General features: G+C 71.2%; 15 protein-coding genes. 5 read left to right on the plus strand and 10 right to left on the minus strand.

Features of this window, described 5'->3' with window-relative positions; all coding sequences use genetic code 11:
• Positions 1–46: 46 nt before the first annotated feature.
• The 6 genes from AC0T5L_RS18165 to pyrR form a co-directional block, all read right to left on the minus strand.
• On the minus strand, positions 47–946 hold the full coding sequence (locus AC0T5L_RS18165) for a dihydroorotate dehydrogenase electron transfer subunit (protein ID WP_476166691.1): 900 nt from the start codon (positions 944–946) through the stop codon (positions 47–49).
• Positions 947–1,203: 257 nt separating this feature from the next.
• Complete coding sequence (carB, locus tag AC0T5L_RS18170) at positions 1,204–4,506, minus strand: carbamoyl-phosphate synthase large subunit (RefSeq protein WP_476166692.1); 3,303 nt, start codon at positions 4,504–4,506, stop codon at positions 1,204–1,206.
• A gap of 17 nt (positions 4,507–4,523) precedes the next feature.
• A complete protein-coding gene (carA, locus tag AC0T5L_RS18175; protein WP_476166705.1) occupies positions 4,524–5,666 on the minus strand; it encodes a glutamine-hydrolyzing carbamoyl-phosphate synthase small subunit in 1,143 nt (380 codons plus the stop codon).
• A 50-nt stretch (positions 5,667–5,716) separates the two neighbouring features.
• Positions 5,717–7,018, minus strand: coding sequence for a dihydroorotase (locus AC0T5L_RS18180; protein WP_476166693.1), 1,302 nt, complete (start codon positions 7,016–7,018; stop codon positions 5,717–5,719).
• A 283-nt stretch (positions 7,019–7,301) separates the two neighbouring features.
• The gene (locus tag AC0T5L_RS18185; RefSeq protein WP_476166694.1) at positions 7,302–8,210 is read right to left on the minus strand and encodes an aspartate carbamoyltransferase catalytic subunit; all 909 of its coding nucleotides are present in this window, start codon (positions 8,208–8,210) and stop codon (positions 7,302–7,304) included.
• On the minus strand, positions 8,210–8,929 hold the full coding sequence (gene pyrR, locus AC0T5L_RS18190) for a bifunctional pyr operon transcriptional regulator/uracil phosphoribosyltransferase PyrR (RefSeq protein ID WP_476166695.1): 720 nt from the start codon (positions 8,927–8,929) through the stop codon (positions 8,210–8,212). The genes AC0T5L_RS18185 and pyrR overlap by 1 nt, the downstream gene beginning before the upstream one ends.
• Positions 8,930–9,429: 500 nt before the next feature.
• Between pyrR and bldD the strand changes: the two genes are divergently transcribed.
• Both bldD and AC0T5L_RS18200 read left to right on the plus strand, forming a co-directional pair.
• Positions 9,430–9,924, plus strand: a complete 495-nt coding sequence (bldD, locus tag AC0T5L_RS18195; protein WP_476166696.1) for a transcriptional regulator BldD — start codon at positions 9,430–9,432, stop codon at positions 9,922–9,924.
• Between the two features lie 292 nt (positions 9,925–10,216).
• Positions 10,217–10,831 (plus strand): GNAT family N-acetyltransferase, encoded by a 615-nt coding sequence (locus AC0T5L_RS18200; RefSeq protein ID WP_476166697.1) that lies wholly within the window; start codon positions 10,217–10,219, stop codon positions 10,829–10,831.
• Here AC0T5L_RS18200 and metF read toward each other — a convergent pair.
• Entirely contained in the window at positions 10,743–11,606 is an 864-nt protein-coding gene (gene metF / locus AC0T5L_RS18205) for a methylenetetrahydrofolate reductase [NAD(P)H] (protein WP_476166706.1), read from the minus strand. The genes AC0T5L_RS18200 and metF overlap by 89 nt on opposite strands.
• A gap of 219 nt (positions 11,607–11,825) precedes the next feature.
• Here metF and AC0T5L_RS18210 point away from each other — a divergent pair, with 219 nt between their 5' ends.
• From AC0T5L_RS18210 to AC0T5L_RS18220, 3 genes are all read left to right on the plus strand, one after another.
• Complete coding sequence (locus tag AC0T5L_RS18210) at positions 11,826–12,905, plus strand: polyprenyl synthetase family protein (protein WP_476166698.1); 1,080 nt, start codon at positions 11,826–11,828, stop codon at positions 12,903–12,905.
• A gap of 113 nt (positions 12,906–13,018) precedes the next feature.
• A complete protein-coding gene (locus AC0T5L_RS18215) occupies positions 13,019–14,305 on the plus strand; it encodes a DUF418 domain-containing protein (protein WP_476166699.1) in 1,287 nt (428 codons plus the stop codon).
• Positions 14,306–14,384: 79 nt separating this feature from the next.
• Positions 14,385–15,278: an SDR family oxidoreductase gene (locus AC0T5L_RS18220; RefSeq protein WP_476166700.1), complete on the plus strand. Its 894-nt coding sequence runs from the start codon at positions 14,385–14,387 to the stop codon at positions 15,276–15,278.
• A gap of 148 nt (positions 15,279–15,426) precedes the next feature.
• Here AC0T5L_RS18220 and AC0T5L_RS18225 read toward each other — a convergent pair whose 3' ends face one another.
• From AC0T5L_RS18225 to AC0T5L_RS18235, 3 genes are all read right to left on the minus strand, one after another.
• Positions 15,427–16,320 carry an SDR family oxidoreductase gene (locus tag AC0T5L_RS18225; RefSeq protein ID WP_476166700.1) on the minus strand — a complete coding sequence of 298 codons (894 nt, stop codon included), beginning with the start codon at positions 16,318–16,320 and terminating at the stop codon, positions 15,427–15,429.
• 79 nt (positions 16,321–16,399) lie between these two features.
• Positions 16,400–17,686 (minus strand): DUF418 domain-containing protein, encoded by a 1,287-nt coding sequence (locus AC0T5L_RS18230; RefSeq protein WP_476166699.1) that lies wholly within the window; start codon positions 17,684–17,686, stop codon positions 16,400–16,402.
• A 113-nt stretch (positions 17,687–17,799) separates the two neighbouring features.
• Positions 17,800–18,879 carry a polyprenyl synthetase family protein gene (locus AC0T5L_RS18235; protein WP_476166698.1) on the minus strand — a complete coding sequence of 360 codons (1,080 nt, stop codon included), beginning with the start codon at positions 18,877–18,879 and terminating at the stop codon, positions 17,800–17,802.
• Between the last annotated feature and the right edge of the window lie 153 nt (positions 18,880–19,032).

Genomic DNA, 19,032 nt, shown 5'->3' on the forward strand with positions numbered 1-19,032 from the left:
TCCCGTTCCTCGGCCGCGCGTTCGAATCCTTGTCGGGGTCGGCGCCTCAGGCGATGTCGCGTGCCGACTCGGCGGCGCGGGCCGCGCTGGAGCCCTTCCAGCCTGGCGCGCCCAGGGCGTCGAAGGGGATCGTCCCCACGTCGTCGAAGCGCACCTGCTCGCCTCGGAAGACCGGGCCGTCCACGCACGAGCGGACCATGCGGGTGATGCCGTCCTCCCCCACCACCGGGATGACACAGGTCATGCAGATCCCGGTACCGCAGGCCATGGTCTCCTCCACCGCCACCTGGACGGGGATGCCGTGGCCGCCCGCCACGTCGGTGACCGCGTGCAGCATGGGCATGGGTCCGCAGGTGTAGACGGCGTCGGAGCGGCATTCCTCGATCACCCGGCCCAGGACGTCGGTGACCCGTCCGCGTGTGCCGAAGGAGCCGTCCTCGGTGGTGAAGGCGGCCGTCTCGGCGATGCGGCGGGCGGTGATGGCGCTGAACACCCGGTCGGCGGATGCGGCTCCCAGCACGAAGTCCACCCGGCAGCCGCGCCTGCGCAGCGACTGGGCGAGCGGAAACAGCGGAGCGCTGCCCGAACCGCCGCCCACGAGCACGCAGTTGACCGGTTCGCGCGGCAGCGGGAAGGGGCGGCCCAGCGGGCCGACCACGTCCACCAGGTCGCGTGATCTTCGCTCCGACAACCAGGCGGTACCGGTACCGCGCACCGAGAACAGGAACTCGACGGTGCCGCCGTAGTCGGGCTTGACGTCGTGGATGGCGAAGGGACGGCGCAGCAGGGTGCTGGAGTGGTCGCCGCCGACCGCCACCGACACGAACTGCCCGGAGCGAAAGCGCTCGGCGATGCCCGGGGCGACCACGGTGATGGCGTAGTAGGCGTCCACCCTGCGCACGTTCAGCACGGGGCACCTGGCCTGCACCGGTCCGTTGTCGCTCATCAGGTCATGGCGTCCCTGCCCCGGTACCGCGGACCGGGACGTCGGCGGGACGCCGTCCTCCCCCCTCTGGATTCCTGAGTTGCCCTGTGCGACAACCGTATCGGCGGGGGCGCCGTGGACACACCTTCCACAGCGCCCCCGCCCACGGCCTCGGGCCCGAACGGCCCGGCCACCGGGTAGCCCGAACGACGAGGGGACCTCGCCGCGGGCGCCCGTCAGGGGTGGCGGGCGAAGCGGAGCCCGAAAGCAGGCACAGCTCAGGCGCGGCTGGCGGTGAGGGTCTGCGCGTGCTCCTGGAGGGAGCGCACGCCGACGGCGCCGCGCACCCGTGCCTCGATCGCCTGCACCGCGGCGGCCAGGCCCTGCACGGTGGTCACGCTGGGCACGCCACGCACCACGGCCGCGGTGCGGATCTCGTACCCGTCCAGGCGCGGACCGGCCTGGCCGGCGCTGCCGAACGGCGTGTTGACGATGAGGTCGACGCCCCCGGAGTGGATGAGCTGCACGATGGTCGGTTCCCCGGCGGGACCGCTGCCCTCGCTGTGTTTGCGCACCACCGTGGAGTGCACGCCGTTGCGGCGCAGCACCACGGCGGTGCCCTCGGTGGCCAGGATCTCGAAGCCGAGGTCGGCCAGGCGCTTGACCGGGAAGATCATCGAGCGCTTGTCACGGTTGGCCACGGAGACGAACACCCGGCCCCGTGCGGGCAGGGAGCCGTTGACGGCCAGCTGCGACTTGGCGTAGGCGGAGCCGAACTCGGTGTCCAGGCCCATGACCTCGCCCGTGGAGCGCATCTCGGGGCCGAGGATGGTGTCGACGCCCTCGCCCTCCTTGTCGATGAACCGGTTGAAGGGCAGCACGGCCTCCTTGACCGACACCGGGGCGTCGACGGGCAGGTCGCCGCCGTCACCGCTGGCGGGCAGCAAGCCCTCCTCGCGTAGTTCGGCGACGGTGCTCCCGGCCATGACGCGGGCGGCGGCCTTGGCCAGCGGCACCGCGGTGGCCTTGGACACGAACGGCACGGTGCGCGAGGCGCGCGGGTTGGCCTCCAGCACGTTGAGCACGCCGGAGGCGAGCGCGTACTGGACGTTGAGCAGACCGCGCACCCCGGTGCCCTTGGCGATGGCCTCGGTGGAGTAGCGGATGCGCTCGATGTCCTCGCGCCCCAGCGTGATGGAGGGCAGGGTGCACGCCGAGTCGCCGGAGTGGATCCCGGCCTCCTCGATGTGCTCCATGACGCCGCCCAGGTACAGGTCGCGGCCGTCGTAGAGCGCGTCGACGTCGATCTCGATGGCGTCGTCGAGGAAGCGGTCGATCAGCACCGGGTGCTCGGGGCTGACCTCGGCGTTGCGCTCGATGTAGTCGGCGAGCATCGCCTCGCTGTAGACGATCTCCATGCCCCGGCCGCCCAGCACGTAGGAGGGGCGGACCATGACGGGGTAGCCGATCTCGTCGGCGGCGACCTTGGCCTCGGCGAAGGAGTGGGCGGTGCCGTACTTGGGCGCGGGCAGGCCGGCATCGGCCAGGACCTTGCCGAACTCACCGCGGTCCTCGGCCAGGTCGATGGCCTCGGGGCTGGTGCCGATGATGGGCGCCCCGGCCTCCTTGAGGCGGCGGGCCAGCCCCAGCGGGGTCTGGCCGCCCAGTTGGACGATGACCCCGGCGACCGGTCCGGCGGCCTGCTCGGCGCGCACGACCTCCAGCACGTCCTCCAGGGTGAGCGGCTCGAAGTAGAGCCGGTCGCTGGTGTCGTAGTCGGTGGAGACGGTCTCGGGGTTGCAGTTGACCATCACGGTCTCGTACCCGGCGTCGGAGAGCGCGAAGGAGGCGTGGACGCAGGAGTAGTCGAACTCCACGCCCTGACCGATGCGGTTGGGTCCCGAGCCCAGGATGATGATCTTGGGCCTGTCGCCCTCGGGGACCTCGGTCTCCTCGTCGTAGCTGGAGTACAGGTAGGGCGTCTGGGCCTCGAACTCGGCTGCGCAGGTGTCCACGGTCAGGTAGACGGGGCGGATGTCCAGGGCGTGGCGCAGTTCGCGGACCACGTCCTCGCTCTTACCGGTGATCTGGCCGATCTGGTCGTCGGAGAAGCCCAGTCCCTTGGCCTCGCGCAGCAGGTCGGCCCCGAGCTTGGGCGCGTCGGCCAGGACGCGGGCCATCTCCTCCAGGCGCAGCATCTGGTCCAGGAACCAGGGATCGATCCGGGTGGCCTCGTGGAGCTCCTCGACGGTGGCCCCGGCGCGCAGGGCCTGCTGGACCTGGCGCAGGCGGCGCTCGGTGGGGACGGCGGCCCGGCTCAGCAGCGCGTCCTTGTCGTCGGGCACGCCCTCCCAGGTCAGGCCGACGCCCGACTTCTCCAGGGAGCGCATGGCCTTCTGGAGTGCCTCGGGGAAGGACCGGCCGATGGCCATGGCCTCGCCGACCGACTTCATGGTGGTGGTCAGTGCGGGGTCGGCGCCGGGGAACTTCTCGAAGGCGAAGCGGGGCACCTTGACGACCACGTAGTCGAGCGTGGGCTCGAAACTGGCCGGGGTCTTCCTGGTGATGTCGTTGGGGATCTCGTCCAGGGTGTAGCCGACGGCGAGCTTCGCGGCGATCTTGGCGATCGGGAAGCCGGTGGCCTTGGAGGCCAGCGCCGAGGAGCGGGACACGCGCGGGTTCATCTCGATGACGATGATCCGGCCGGTGGTGGGGTGGACGGCGAACTGGATGTTGCAGCCGCCGGTGTCCACTCCGACCTCGCGGATGACCGCGATACCGACGTCGCGCAGCTTCTGGTACTCGCGGTCGGTGAGGGTCATGGCGGGGGCGACGGTGATGGAGTCACCGGTGTGCACGCCCATGGGGTCGAGGTTCTCGATGGAGCACACGACCACGACGTTGTCGTTGGTGTCGCGCATCAGCTCCAGCTCGTACTCCTTCCAGCCGAGGATGGACTCCTCCAGGAGCACCTCGGTGGTCGGGGAGAGCGCCAGCCCCTGGCCGGCCATGCGCCGCAGCTCGGTCTCGTTGTGCGCGAAGCCCGATCCCGCGCCGCCCATGGTGAAGGAGGGGCGCACGACGACGGGGTAGTCGAGCTCCTCGGCGGCGGCCAGGCACTCGTCCAGGGTGTGGCAGATACGCGAGCGGGCGGACTCGCCGCCGATGCTCTCCACGATGCCCTTGAAGCTCTCGCGGTCCTCACCGGACTGGATGGCCTCGACGTTGGCGCCGATGAGCTCGACGCCGTACTTGTCCAGGATGCCCGACTCGTGCAGGTCGATGGCGGCGTTGAGCGCGGTCTGCCCGCCCAGAGTGGGCAGGAGCGCGTCGGGGCGCTCCTTGGCGATGATCTTCTCGATCATCTCGGTGGTGATCGGCTCGACGTAGGTGGCGTCGGCGATCTCCGGGTCGGTCATGATCGTGGCCGGGTTGGAGTTGACCAGGATGACCCTGAGGCCCTCGGCCCGCAGGACACGGCAGGCCTGGGTACCCGAGTAGTCGAACTCGGCCGCCTGCCCGATCACGATCGGGCCGGAGCCGATCACGAGGACGGATGAAAGGTCACTACGGCGCGGCATGCTCTGTTCCCTCTTGCTTACTTGGCAGCCGGTGCGGGCTGGGCGGACATCAGGTCGACGAACGCGTCGAAGAGCTCGGCGGCGTCGTGGGGGCCGGCGGCGGCCTCGGGGTGGAACTGGACGCTGAACGCGGGCCGGTCCAGCAGCCGCAGGCCTTCGACCACCTGGTCGTTGAGGCCGATGTGGCTGACCTCGGCCTGGCCGTAGAGGGTGTCGAAGGGAGCGTCGAGGGGAGCGTCGACGGCGAAGCCGTGGTTCTGGCTGGTGATGGCGACCCGGCCGGAGCGGGTGTCGATCACCGGCTGGTTGACGCCCCGGTGCCCGAAGGGCAGCTTGTAGGTGCCCAGGTCCAGGGCCCGCCCCAGGATCTGGTTGCCGAAGCAGATGCCGAAGAGCGGTCTGCCCGCGTCCAGGACCCCGCGCATAGCGGCGACGGGGGCGTCGGCGGTGGCCGGGTCGCCGGGGCCGTTGCTGAAGAACACCCCGTCCGGGTCCAGCGCGAGGATGTCCTCGGCGGTGGCCGTGGCGGGCAACACGGTGACCCTGCAACCGCGCTCGGCCAGGCGCTGGGGGGTCATGGCCTTGATGCCGAGGTCGACGGCGGCGACGTGGAAGCGGGTCGGAACCCCTTCGGGCGGCAGGATCTCGTAGGAATCCCCGGTGCTCACCTCAGCGGCCAGCTCGGCACCGGCCATGGACGGCTGCTGGCGCACACGGGCCAGCAGCGCCCGCGGATCGGCCTCGGTGGTGCTGATGGCGGCGCGCATGGCACCTCTGTCGCGCAGGTGGCGGGTCAGGGCGCGGGTACCGGTGAGGGCGATGCCGACCACCTCCTGGCGGCGCAGTTCCTCGTCCAGGGTGCGCTGGGCGCGCCAGTTGGAGGGGATGCGGGCGGGCTCGCGCACGACGTACCCGGCCACCCAGATGCGGCCGGACTCGGGGTCGTCGTCGTTGACGCCGGTGTTGCCGATGTGCGGTGCGGTCATCGCCACGATCTGGCGGTGGTAGGAGGGGTCGGTGAGGGTCTCCTGGTAGCCGGTCATGCCGGTGTTGAAGACCGCCTCGCCGAAGGTCTCACCGGTGGCGCCGAAGGAACGGCCGTGGAACACGCGTCCGTCCTCGAGTACCAGAATCGCCGGTCCGCCGGTTGTCTCGGACACGTTCGCCCCCTCCTCCTCGCCAGGGCTGGCCTGGGCGTTCACTGTTGTGCTCACTGAATCTTCCCCTCCAGGACGGTCGGGGCACCACGCAGGAACGTGGCGCGCACCCGGCCGGGCAGGGTCATGCCCCGGAACGGGGTGTTGCTGCTCTTGGTGACCATGGCCGTCCCGTCGGCCTCCACGGGCGCCGCCGGGTCGTACAGGACCACGTTGGCGTCCTCACCCACGGCGAGGCCGCGGCCGTGGTCATGGGCGCGGCCGATGCGGGCCGGGGCCGCGGACATGCGGTCGGCGACGTCGGCCCAGGTGAGTAGGCCGGTGTCGACCATGGTGCGCTGCACGACGGCCAACGCGGTCTCCAGGCCGACCATCCCCATGGCGGCGGTGGACCACTCGGTCTCCTTGGCCTCCACGGGGTGGGGGGCGTGGTCGGTGGCGACGACGTCGATCGTGCCGTCGGCCAGGCCCTCGCGCAGCGCATGGACGTCCTCCGCGGTGCGCAGGGGCGGATTGACCTTGTAGACGGGATCGTAGCTCTCCACCAGCTCGTCGGTCAGGAGCAGGTGGTGGGGGGTGACCTCGGCGGTGACGTCGCAGCCGCGGGCCTTGGCCCAGCGGAGGATGTCGACCGATCCCCTCGTGGAGACGTGGCACACGTGCAGGCGCGAGCCCACGTGCTGGGCGAGCAGGCAGTCGCGGGCGATGATCGCCTCCTCGGCGACCGCGGGCCAGCCCGGCAGGCCGAGGCGGTCGGAGACGCAGCCCTCGTTCATCTGCGCGCCCTGCGTCAGGCGGGGTTCCTGGGCGTGCTGGGCGACGACTCCGTCGAAGGCCTTGACGTACTCCAGGGCGCGGCGCATGAGCAGGGCGTCGGAGACGCAGATGCCGTCGTCGGAGAAGACCCGGACCTCTGCGGCCGAATCGGCCATGGCGCCGATCTCGGAGAGCTGCTTCCCGGCCAGTCCGACGGTGACGGCGCCGACGGGGCGCACGTCGCAGTACCCGGCCTCGCGGCCCAGGCGCCAGACCTGTTCGACGACCCCGGCGGTATCGGCGACCGGGTCGGTGTTGGCCATGGCGTGGACGGCGGTGTAGCCGCCCATGGCCGCGGAGCGGGAGCCGGTGGCGACGGTCTCGGCGTCCTCACGGCCGGGTTCGCGCAGGTGGGTGTGCAGGTCCACCAGTCCCGGCAGGACTACCAGGCCGGAGGCGTCGACGGTCTCGGCGTCGGCGGGGGCGTCGAGGTCCCGGCCGATCGCGGCGATCCGGCCGTCGGCCAGGAGCAGGTCGACGGGGTCGCCGCCGAGAGGGCTGGCGCCGCGGATCAGGTGCGGTCCGTTGGTGTCGGGCATCGCGTTGTTGGCTTCCTCGTGTTCTCGAATGGGGAGGGGTTCGTGGGCGCCGGGCACCGGGGCGTACCCACCCGGTGCGGGGCGCGGCTGCTCGGTTCGGGCGCCGTCCGGCCTTGGCGGGAACGCGGACGCGATCGCGGGATGGGGTCCATCGCACCTGAGGTCCCGGGGGTTCCCGGTCTCTCTGGCTCCCGGCCCCCGCAGGAGCCTCGCGCGGCCTCCGCCGAGGGTGGTGGCGGGTGACGAGCCGCAAAAGCGAGGCGGCGCCCGGAAGCGAGCACTGTCAGGAGCCGCCGAGCAGCAGGTAGAGCACGGCCATGCGCAGGCTGACGCCGTTGGCGACCTGCTCGGTGACGGTGCACCGGGGCGAGTCGGCGACCTCAGCGGAGATCTCCATGCCGCGGACCATGGGGCCGGGGTGCATCACGATGGCGTCCCCGGGCATGCGGGACAGGCGTTCGCCGTCCAGCCCGTAGTTGCGGCTGTACTCGCGCACGGAGGGAAAGAAGGACTCGTGCATGCGTTCGGCCTGCACGCGCAGCATCATGACCACGTCGGACTTGGGCAGGACGGCGTCGAGGTCGTAGGAGACCTCACACGTCCAGGTGTGCACCGAGACCGGCACCAGGGTGGGCGGCGCGACCAGGGTGACGTGCGCGCCCAGGGTGGTGAGCAGCAGCACGTTGGAGCGGGCGACACGGCTGTGCAGGATGTCGCCGACGATGGCCACACGCAGTCCGTCCAGACGGCCCAGGCGCGAGCGCATGGTGAAGGCGTCCAGCAGGGCCTGGGTGGGGTGCTCGTGGGTGCCGTCGCCCGCGTTGAGGACGGAGCCGTCGACCCAGTTCGCCAGTCGGTGCGCGGCACCGGAGGCGCTGTGCCGGATGACGACGCCGTCGGCGCCCATGGCCTGCAAGGTCAGCGCGGTGTCCTTGAGGCTCTCGCCCTTGGAGACGCTGGAGCCCTTGGCGGAGAAGTTGATGACGTCCGCGGACAGGCGCTTGGCGGCCAGCTCGAAGGAGGTGCGGGTGCGGGTGGAGTCCTCGTAGAAGAGGTTGACCACGGTGCGTCCGCGCAGGGTGGGGAGCTTCTTGACGGAGCGGTCGCCGACCTGGGCGAGCTCGGCGGCGGTGTCCAGCACGAGGGTGGCCTCGTCACGGGACAGGTCGCCGGCGGAGAGCAGGTGGCGCATCAGTCGTTCCCCTCTGTCGTGGAGGGAGACTCCTCGGCCGCAGGCCGACGGTTGAGGGTGGTGGAGGGTGACGAAGAGGGAGACTCCTCGGCCGCAGGCCGACGGTTGAGGGTGGTGGAGGGTGACGGGTGGGCGGGCCCGAGAAGCACCGCGTCGTGTTCGTCGGTCTCGTCCAGGCACACGGTGACGCTCTCGCGCAGGGACGTGGGCAGGTTCTTGCCCACGTAGTCAGCGCGGATGGGCAGTTCGCGGTGGCCCCGGTCGACGAGGACGGCGAGCTGGACGGAGCGGGGGCGGCCCAGGTCGCCGAGGGCGTCGAGGGCCGCGCGGACCGTGCGACCGGAGAAGAGGACGTCGTCGACCAGGACGACGACGCGGTCGTCGATCCCGCCCGCGGGGACTTCGGTCCTGCCCAGAGCCCGGACAGGGGCGGAGCGCAGGTCGTCGCGGTACATGGTGATGTCGAGCGAGCCCGCGGGGACGATAAGGTCCTCCACGCGTTCGATGCGCCGTGCCAGGCGCTGGGCGAGCGGTACCCCGCGCGAGGGAATACCCAGGAGGGTGACGTCCTGGCCGCCCTTGGTGCGTTCGAGCACCTCGTGGGCGATGCGGGTCAGCGCCCGGTTGATCTCATTGCCGTCGAGGACGGCGCGTGTGCCCTCGGGCAGCTGGTAAACACCGCCACCGGCATCACCCGTGGTCGGTTTTTGCGCACGCAAAGTAGTGACTCCCTTCCCTGCCTCACTGAACAGGTCGTTAAAGGACGTCGATCGGATCCACGCTATCAGCGGTGGCAGGACCCCCTGGGGAGCAGCCAGCGACCCCAAGTTGCCAGTGTGACTCTCGTCACATTACACACCCTCATCCTTTCATCTGAATGTAGCCGTATCGTCACTATGCGGATTCGCCCACGAAGCGGTCGAAACATGAAATTCCCTGGAGGAGCGGGCTTTTCGGGACATCGTGACGCACGACTCATCCCGTTCGGTCCGCACATGAGAGGTGCCTCACTTACGCACGGTTTGGCCACCGATTAGCCGTGTTTCACACCAACGGCTTGACCTGGAAGGCAGACCCCCCTACCGTCACTGTCTGTAACCACTGCCGGGTGGGGTTGCATCCCGTGACCATCCGCTGGACCGCATAGGCGGCCCGCCGAGTACGAGCGGACGTCTCCCCCACCACGCCAGCCACCGTCACGGCCGGGAGCGACAAGAAGATGCCATCCGAATACGCCAAGTCCCTTGGTGCGCGGCTGCGTGCCATCCGCACCCAGCAAGGCCTTTCCCTGCACGGGGTGGAAGAGAAGTCACACGGACGCTGGAAGGCCGTCGTGGTCGGCTCCTACGAGCGCGGCGACCGTGCCGTCACCGTCCAGAAGCTCGCCGAACTGGCCGACTTCTACGGTGTGCCGATGTCGGAGCTGCTGCCCGGCGGCGCGGCCCCCACTCCGCTGGGGCCCACACCCAAACTGGTCATCGACCTGGAGCGCATGCAGCAGCTTCCGCAGGAGAAGGCCGGTCCGCTCTCGCGCTACGTCGCCACGATCCAGAGCCAGCGCGGCGACTACAACGGGCGGGTGCTCTCCGTCCGCCAGGAGGACCTGCGCTCACTCGCGGTCATCTACGACAAGTCGCCCGCGGACCTGACCGAGGAGCTCATCAACTGGGGCGTCCTCGACCCCGAGGCACGCCGCGCGGTCGACGCCTTCTAGAACAAGCGCGAAACCGCACCCGCTCGACGAGGACCGGCGCATGTGCGCCGGTCCTCGTCGTGTTCGGGACGCCCGGGCACTGGCGGGCGCGAAGAGGCGGCGCGACCGGACGTGGGGCTTCCCCTCCCCAACCCGGCCGCGCCGCCCTCCGCCGGGCGGGGCCCGACGGAGACTGATCGAACCTCTGTTCGACATCGTCCAGTTAACCCCAGCCCACCGGACCCGTCAAGGACTCCGCGGGGGCTCGCCCCGAAACCGAACGGACCGCGCGGTTCGGGGCTAGGGTTGGATCGTGGTAGCCGATATCGAGCTGCGTGAACTGGCCCCACCCGCCTTCACACACGCCGTCCCCGCGCTGCTCCAGGTGTACGAGGCGGCCATGCGCCCGCCCCCGGAGCAGCTGCCCGGGCGGGCGGCCGTCATGAGCAGCCACGCCTTCCATCCGGGCTTCCGCTCGTTGGCGGCCCTGCGCGAGGGTCACCCGGTCGGCTTCGCCTACGCCTTCCACGGGCACCCCGGCCAGTGGTGGCACGACACGGTCGTGCGGGAACTGCACACGAACGGGCGGGCCGAGCAGGCGCGCCACTACCTGTCCGACCCGCTGGAGATCGCCGAGGTACACGTCCATCCCGAGGCGCAGAACCAGGGCGTGGGCCGGTCCCTGCTCCACGCCCTGTGCCGGAGGCGGCCGGAGCGCACCGCGGTGCTGTCCACCCTCTCGGGCCCCTCCGCGGCGCGCCACCTGTACCGCTCGTGCGGCTTCGCCGAGGTGCTGGAGGACCTGTCCTTTCCCGGCAGCCCCGGTCAGCCCTACTCGATCATGGCCGCCTGGCTGCCTCTGGACGGCTCCGGTGACCGGCGACCTCCTGGTAGATCTGCCTGGTGGCCGTGGACTGGTTCGAGGTGATGAAGTGGATACCCGGCGCGCCCTCGGCCAGAAGCCGCTCACACATGCGCTGGGCGTGCTCGATACCGAAGGACCGCACGGACTCGGCGTCGTCGCCGAAGGACTCGAACCGCTCGGCCAGGTCGCGCGGGAAGGGGGCCCCGGAGAGCTTCTCCGAGCGCGGGATGAACGAGGTGCGCACCACCGGGAAGACCTCGGGGATAATGGGTACCTCGCAGCCGCGCGCGGCCACTCGGTCGCGCAGGCGCAGGTAGTCCTCGGGGTCGAAGAACATCTGCGTGATGGCGTAGTCGGCGCCCGCCTCGCACTTGCGGACGAAGTGGTCGGTGTCGGTCTCGACGTCGGCCGAGCGCGGGTGCTTGAACGGGAAGGCGGCCACGCCCACGCAGAAGTCGCCGCTGTCCTTGATCAGACGGACCAGTTCCTCGGCGTAGGACAGTCCCTGCGGGTGGCGGACCCACTCACCGTCGGGGTCACCGGGCGGGTCTCCGCGCACGGCGAGCATGTTGGACACGCCCGCGTCGGCGAGGCGGCCCACGAGGTGGCGCAGTTCGGCGACGGAGTGATCGACCAGGGTCATGTGCGCGACCGGCAGCAGGGTGGTGTCGGTCGCGATGCGTTCGGTGGTCTCCACCGTCAACCCGCGCGTACTACCTCCAGCGCCGTAGGTGACCGAGACGAAGGAGGGGCCGAGGGCCTCGATCTCCCGGATCGCGCGCCACAGCCGCTCCTGCGACTGGGGTGTGCGCGGCGGAAAGAACTCGAAGGAGAACATCGGCTCGCCCGCGTCGAGGAGTTCGCGGATATGACGCGGCCTGGGGGCCGGGCTTCGGAGCGCCACGGGGCGTGTCGGTGCTGACAGCATGTACACCACCTTAGGCGAGGCACCCTCACTCGGTGGGAGCGACGTCCCACCCTGTGAGACCAGTGGCGGACGACACGCTCCCCGGCACCCGGGACCGGCCCATACCGGACAGCCGATAATGTGCAGAACATGGCCCTTTCTTCTCCGTCCGCCTCACCCGTGTCCGTGATCCGCTCCGACGTGGACCGCGAGCTGTCCGGGTTCAGCGCCGCCCACCGGACCCAGGTGCTGGAGGTCGGTGAGGAACTGGCCCCGGCGATGGACGCGCTGGAGGCGATGCTCTCCGGCGGCAAGCGCCTGCGCCCGACCTTCTGCTACTGGGGGTGGCGTGGAGCGGGCGGCGCGGCCGACGATGAGCGGGTGGTCCGGGCGGCGGCCTCCCTGGAGCTCCTCCAGGCGTGCGCGCTCGTCCACGACGACGTGATCGACAACAGCGACACCCGGCGCGGGATGCCCGCCACCCACAAACGGCTGGCCAAACTGCACGCCGACCACGGGTGGAGCGGCGACAGCGAGGGCTTCGGCATGGGCGCGGCGATCCTCATCGGCGACCTGTGCCTGGCCTGGTCGGACGAGATGTACCAGGCCAGCGGCTTCCCGGCGGAGGTCCTGCGGGACGGGCGGCACCCGTTCGACGCGATGCGCACCGAGGTGATGGCCGGGCAGTACCTGGACACCCTGGAGCAGGTGCGGGGCACCACCACCCGCGAGGCCGCGCTGCGCGTGATGCGCTACAAGACCGCCAAGTACACCGTGGAGCGCCCGCTGCACCTGGGCGCCGCCCTGGCGGGCCGCTACGAGGATCTGGCCGGGGTGTACACCGCCTACGGCATCCCGCTGGGAATCGCCTTCCAGCTGCGCGACGACGTGCTCGGCGTGTTCGGCGCCCCCTCCACCACTGGCAAGCCCGCGGGCGACGACCTGCGTGAGGGCAAGCGGACACTGGTCGTGGCCGAGACCCTGGCACGGGCGGGGGCGGCCGATGCCAAGCGGTTCCGCTCTCTGCTGGGCGTGCCGAACCTGTCGGTGGAGTCGGTGGAGTGGATGTGCTCCCTGATCGAGGACTCGGGCGCCCTGGCTGTGTGCGAGGAGCTGATCGCCGAGTACGCCGACCAGGCCGTGGCGGCCCTGGAGAGCCCTGAGCTGGACGCCGACGCGCGCGGGCCGCTGCGCCAGCTGGTGGTGGCGGCCACCTCCCGATCCCACTGAGAGGCCCTCCCCGGGGATCTCCGAGGGTCTTCCCCGCGAGGGGCGCGTTGTGCCCGGTTCCCCCCTCCGGTTGAATCGCTGACAAGGCATAGCGTGAAACCGGGGAGCCTCCGATGTCTGGACACACCGTCTCGCGTGGTCCTGTCAGCACGGGTGAGCGAGCGCTCGCACCCGACCTGGCGCGCGGGTTCATGCTCTTGTTCATCGCACTCGCGAACACGGTCTGGTTCCTGTGGGCGGCCCCCATGGGCGTGTCGGGTGCCCACCCCGAGCCCGCGGGCACGCTGGACGGCGTCGCGCAGTTCCTCACCATCGTGGCGGTGGACGCGCGCAGCTATCCGATGTTCGCCTTCCTGTTCGGGTACGGCATGGTGCAGCTGGCCCGGCGTCAGGAGGCGGCGGGCGCCGACGCGCGGGACGTGGGCGCGCTGCTGCGCCGCCGCAACCTGTGGCTGATCGCGTTCGGCTTCGTACACGCCCTGTTGTTGTGGATGGGCGACGTCCTGGGCGCCTACGGCCTGGCCGGACTGGTGCTGGGCTGGCTGTTCTTCCGGCGCGCGGACAGGACGCTGTTGCTGTGGGCCGGGCTGCTCACCGGGCTGATGCTGGTGCTGTCGGCGTTCAGTCTGGCGGGGCTGGTGTTCGCACCCGACGACGGTTCGGCCACCCCAGCGGCCGACCTGGGGCAGGCCGCCGCCAACATCGGCGACCCCTCGCCGTGGAGCGCCGCCCTGGGGCGGGTGATGACATGGCCCCTCGTCGTCCTGGGCCAGGGGCTCGTGGGCCTGACCGTGCCCACGGCGATCCTGCTCGGCTACTGGGCGGCACGCCGCCGGATCCTGGAGGAGCCGGGGAACAACCTGGTGCTGCTGCGCCGTGTGGCGGTCCTCGGCGTCTGCGCGGGCTGGCTGGGCGGGGTGCCCCCGGCCCTGGCCCAGGTCGGGGCCGGGGACCTGTCGTACCCGCGGGCCAGCATGCTGGACATGCCGCACACGGTGACCGGCCTGGTCTGCGGTGTCGGCTACGTGGCGCTGATCGCCCTGGTGACGCACCGGATCCATGGGCACGGGCGCGAATCCGGCGTGGTGGTGCGGGCGCTGAGCGCGACGGGTGAGCGCTCGCTGTCGGCCTACCTGGCCCAGTCGGTACTGTGCGCGCCGGTTCTGGCTGCCTGGGGCCTGGGCGTGGGGGCCGACCTGACTTCGTGGTCGATGCCGCTGTTCGCGACCGGCGTGTGGCTGGTGACCGTGGTGGCGGCCTACGCGCTGGAGCGCGCGGGCAGGCGCGGACCCGCCGAGGTGCTGCTGCGCCGCCTGGCCTACCGCCGGCCCCGGGAACCGGGGAGGGGGCCGACCGCGGGACCCCGGCGGGGCAGCGACCGGGAACGCACCATTCCCTGATCCTCCCTGATCCCAAAGCGCGAAAAAGGGGCGTGCCGGTGAGTGCTCGGCACGCCCTCGTAACGCAGGATGGGGTGTCATGGGCGACGATCACATGACAAACCACACCATAGGGGTGACCGGGGCGACCGGGGCGCTTGGCGGGCGGGTCGCCGCCCGGATCGCGAGGCTGGAGGTGGCCCAGCGGCTCATCGTACGCGACATCAACCGCGCTCCGGAGTATCCCGGCAGCAGTGCGGCGATGGCGGCCTACGAGGACACGGAGTCCTTCGCGAGGGCGTGCCGGGGGGTGGACACGCTGTTCCTCGTCTCGGCGACCGAGTCCGAGGACCGGATCGACGTCCACCTGAGCGCGGTGGACGGCGCGGTCAAGGCCGGTGTGTCCCGGATCGTCTACCTGTCCTTCCTGCGTGCGGGGCCGGCGTCGACGTTCACGTTCGCGCGCACCCACTTCTTCACCGAGGCGCACATCAGGTCGACCGGGGTGCGGTACACGTTCCTCAGACCCAGCCTGTACCTGGACCTGCTGCCGAACTGGGTGAACGATGACGGCGTGGTGCGCGGCCCGGCTGGTGAGGGCAGGATCGCTTGGGTGTCTCGGGACGACGTGGCGGACGTGGCCACGGCGGTGCTGACCGATCCGGCGACCACGCTCAGCTCCGAAAACGCCACCTACGACGTCACCGGCCCGGAGGCTCTGTCCCTGGGCGCGACGGTGGACAGGCTGGGCACGCTCACCGGCCGTCCGGTCCGGTATGTGCCCGAGACCCGCGAGGAGGCGCTGGAGTCGCGCCGCGGCGGCGGCTCCCCCGACTGGGCCGTCGAGGGGTGGGTGTCGTCGTACGAGGCGATCGCCTCCGGAGAACTGGACGTGGTCGCGCCCACCGTCCCGAAGCTGACCGGCCACCCGGCCCAGTCGATCGAGGGCTTCCTCCGGCGCCATCCCAGCGCCCTGTCGCACGTCTCGGTCTGACCTCGGGCCCGCTTCCGCCGCCGTGCCACGCGCGCGGCGGTTTCGTCGTCCTCGGGCCCGTGGCACGGTGGACCGGTCCACCGTGCCACGGGCCCGAGGACGACGAAACCGCCGCGCGCGTGGCACGGCGGCGGAAGCGGGCCCGAGGTCAGACCGAGACGTGCGACAGGGCGCTGGGATGGCGCCGGAGGAAGCCCTCGATCGACTGGGCCGGGTGGCCGGTCAGCTTCGGGACGGTGGGCGCGACCACGTCCAGTTCTCCGGAGGCGATCGCCTCGTACGACGACACCCACCCCTCGACGGCCCAGTCGGGGGAGCCGCCGCCGCGGCGCGACTCCAGCGCCTCCTCGCGGGTCTCGGGCACATACCGGACCGGACGGCCGGTGAGCGTGCCCAGCCTGTCCACCGTCGCGCCCAGGGACAGAGCCTCCGGGCCGGTGACGTCGTAGGTGGCGTTTTCGGAGCTGAGCGTGGTCGCCGGATCGGTCAGCACCGCCGTGGCCACGTCCGCCACGTCGTCCCGAGACACCCAAGCGATCCTGCCCTCACCAGCCGGGCCGCGCACCACGCCGTCATCGTTCACCCAGTTCGGCAGCAGGTCCAGGTACAGGCTGGGTCTGAGGAACGTGTACCGCACCCCGGTCGACCTGATGTGCGCCTCGGTGAAGAAGTGGGTGCGCGCGAACGTGAACGTCGACGCCGGCCCCGCACGCAGGAAGGACAGGTAGACGATCCGGGACACACCGGCCTTGACCGCGCCGTCCACCGCGCTCAGGTGGACGTCGATCCGGTCCTCGGACTCGGTCGCCGAGACGAGGAACAGCGTGTCCACCCCCCGGCACGCCCTCGCGAAGGACTCCGTGTCCTCGTAGGCCGCCATCGCCGCACTGCTGCCGGGATACTCCGGAGCGCGGTTGATGTCGCGTACGATGAGCCGCTGGGCCACCTCCAGCCTCGCGATCCGGGCGGCGACCCGCCCGCCAAGCGCCCCGGTCGCCCCGGTCACCCCTATGGTGTGGTTTGTCATGTGATCGTCGCCCATGACACCCCATCCTGCGTTACGAGGGCGTGCCGAGCACTCACCGGCACGCCCCTTTTTCGCGCTTTGGGATCAGGGAGGATCAGGGAATGGTGCGTTCCCGGTCGCTGCCCCGCCGGGGTCCCGCGGTCGGCCCCCTCCCCGGTTCCCGGGGCCGGCGGTAGGCCAGGCGGCGCAGCAGCACCTCGGCGGGTCCGCGCCTGCCCGCGCGCTCCAGCGCGTAGGCCGCCACCACGGTCACCAGCCACACGCCGGTCGCGAACAGCGGCATCGACCACGAAGTCAGGTCGGCCCCCACGCCCAGGCCCCAGGCAGCCAGAACCGGCGCGCACAGTACCGACTGGGCCAGGTAGGCCGACAGCGAGCGCTCACCCGTCGCGCTCAGCGCCCGCACCACCACGCCGGATTCGCGCCCGTGCCCATGGATCCGGTGCGTCACCAGGGCGATCAGCGCCACGTAGCCGACACCGCAGACCAGGCCGGTCACCGTGTGCGGCATGTCCAGCATGCTGGCCCGCGGGTACGACAGGTCCCCGGCCCCGACCTGGGCCAGGGCCGGGGGCACCCCGCCCAGCCAGCCCGCGCAGACGCCGAGGACCGCCACACGGCGCAGCAGCACCAGGTTGTTCCCCGGCTCCTCCAGGATCCGGCGGCGTGCCGCCCAGTAGCCGAGCAGGATCGCCGTGGGCACGGTCAGGCCCACGAGCCCCTGGCCCAGGACGACGAGGGGCCATGTCATCACCCGCCCCAGGGCGGCGCTCCACGGCGAGGGGTCGCCGATGTTGGCGGCGGCCTGCCCCAGGTCGGCCGCTGGGGTGGCCGAACCGTCGTCGGGTGCGAACACCAGCCCCGCCAGACTGAACGCCGACAGCACCAGCATCAGCCCGGTGAGCAGCCCGGCCCACAGCAACAGCGTCCTGTCCGCGCGCCGGAAGAACAGCCAGCCCAGCACCAGTCCGGCCAGGCCGTAGGCGCCCAGGACGTCGCCCATCCACAACAACAGGGCGTGTACGAAGCCGAACGCGATCAGCCACAGGTTGCGGCGGCGCAGCAGCGCGCCCACGTCCCGCGCGTCGGCGCCCGCCGCCTCCTGACGCCGGGCCAGCTGCACCATGCCGTACCCGAACAGGAAGGCGAACATCGGATAGCTGCGCGCGTCCACCGCCACGATGGTGAGGAACTGCGCGACGCCGTCCAGCGTGCCCGCGGGCTCGGGGTGGGCACCCGACACGCCCATGGGGGCCGCCCACAGGAACCAGACCGTGTTCGCGAGTGCGATGAACAAGAGCATGAACCCGCGCGCCAGGTCGGGTGCGAGCGCTCGCTCACCCGTGCTGACAGGACCACGCGAGACGGTGTGTCCAGACATCGGAGGCTCCCCGGTTTCACGCTATGCCTTGTCAGCGATTCAACCGGAGGGGGGAACCGGGCACAACGCGCCCCTCGCGGGGAAGACCCTCGGAGATCCCCGGGGAGGGCCTCTCAGTGGGATCGGGAGGTGGCCGCCACCACCAGCTGGCGCAGCGGCCCGCGCGCGTCGGCGTCCAGCTCAGGGCTCTCCAGGGCCGCCACGGCCTGGTCGGCGTACTCGGCGATCAGCTCCTCGCACACAGCCAGGGCGCCCGAGTCCTCGATCAGGGAGCACATCCACTCCACCGACTCCACCGACAGGTTCGGCACGCCCAGCAGAGAGCGGAACCGCTTGGCATCGGCCGCCCCCGCCCGTGCCAGGGTCTCGGCCACGACCAGTGTCCGCTTGCCCTCACGCAGGTCGTCGCCCGCGGGCTTGCCAGTGGTGGAGGGGGCGCCGAACACGCCGAGCACGTCGTCGCGCAGCTGGAAGGCGATTCCCAGCGGGATGCCGTAGGCGGTGTACACCCCGGCCAGATCCTCGTAGCGGCCCGCCAGGGCGGCGCCCAGGTGCAGCGGGCGCTCCACGGTGTACTTGGCGGTCTTGTAGCGCATCACGCGCAGCGCGGCCTCGCGGGTGGTGGTGCCCCGCACCTGCTCCAGGGTGTCCAGGTACTGCCCGGCCATCACCTCGGTGCGCATCGCGTCGAACGGGTGCCGCCCGTCCCGCAGGACCTCCGCCGGGAAGCCGCTGGCCTGGTACATCTCGTCCGACCAGGCCAGGCACAGGTCGCCGATGAGGATCGCCGCGCCCATGCCGAAGCCCTCGCTGTCGCCGCTCCACCCGTGGTCGGCGTGCAGTTTGGCCAGCCGTTTGTGGGTGGCGGGCATCCCGCGCCGGGTGTCGCTGTTGTCGATCACGTCGTCGTGGACGAGCGCGCACGCCTGGAGGAGCTCCAGGGAGGCCGCCGCCCGGACCACCCGCTCATCGTCGGCCGCGCCGCCCGCTCCACGCCACCCCCAGTAGCAGAAGGTCGGGCGCAGGCGCTTGCCGCCGGAGAGCATCGCCTCCAGCGCGTCCATCGCCGGGGCCAGTTCCTCACCGACCTCCAGCACCTGGGTCCGGTGGGCGGCGCTGAACCCGGACAGCTCGCGGTCCACGTCGGAGCGGATCACGGACACGGGTGAGGCGGACGGAGAAGAAAGGGCCATGTTCTGCACATTATCGGCTGTCCGGTATGGGCCGGTCCCGGGTGCCGGGGAGCGTGTCGTCCGCCACTGGTCTCACAGGGTGGGACGTCGCTCCCACCGAGTGAGGGTGCCTCGCCTAAGGTGGTGTACATGCTGTCAGCACCGACACGCCCC

Source organism: Nocardiopsis sp. TRM 82005 (genome assembly GCF_056312425.1).

Bases quoted from the DNA above. Each gene is read 5' to 3' on its own strand.
- AC0T5L_RS18165 (WP_476166691.1), bottom strand. From the start codon at position 946: ATGAGCGACAACGGACCGGTGCAGGCCAGGTGCCCCGTGCTGAACGTG.
- carB (WP_476166692.1), bottom strand. From the start codon at position 4,506: ATGCCGCGCCGTAGTGACCTTTCATCCGTCCTCGTGATCGGCTCCGGC.
- AC0T5L_RS18180 (WP_476166693.1), bottom strand. From the start codon at position 7,018: ATGCCCGACACCAACGGACCGCACCTGATCCGCGGCGCCAGCCCTCTC.
- AC0T5L_RS18185 (WP_476166694.1), bottom strand. From the start codon at position 8,210: ATGCGCCACCTGCTCTCCGCCGGCGACCTGTCCCGTGACGAGGCCACC.
- bldD (WP_476166696.1), top strand. From the start codon at position 9,430: ATGCCATCCGAATACGCCAAGTCCCTTGGTGCGCGGCTGCGTGCCATC.
- metF (WP_476166706.1), bottom strand. From the start codon at position 11,606: ATGTTCTCCTTCGAGTTCTTTCCGCCGCGCACACCCCAGTCGCAGGAG.
- AC0T5L_RS18210 (WP_476166698.1), top strand. From the start codon at position 11,826: ATGGCCCTTTCTTCTCCGTCCGCCTCACCCGTGTCCGTGATCCGCTCC.
- AC0T5L_RS18215 (WP_476166699.1), top strand. From the start codon at position 13,019: ATGTCTGGACACACCGTCTCGCGTGGTCCTGTCAGCACGGGTGAGCGA.
- AC0T5L_RS18220 (WP_476166700.1), top strand. From the start codon at position 14,385: ATGGGCGACGATCACATGACAAACCACACCATAGGGGTGACCGGGGCG.
- AC0T5L_RS18225 (WP_476166700.1), bottom strand. From the start codon at position 16,320: ATGGGCGACGATCACATGACAAACCACACCATAGGGGTGACCGGGGCG.
- AC0T5L_RS18230 (WP_476166699.1), bottom strand. From the start codon at position 17,686: ATGTCTGGACACACCGTCTCGCGTGGTCCTGTCAGCACGGGTGAGCGA.
- AC0T5L_RS18235 (WP_476166698.1), bottom strand. From the start codon at position 18,879: ATGGCCCTTTCTTCTCCGTCCGCCTCACCCGTGTCCGTGATCCGCTCC.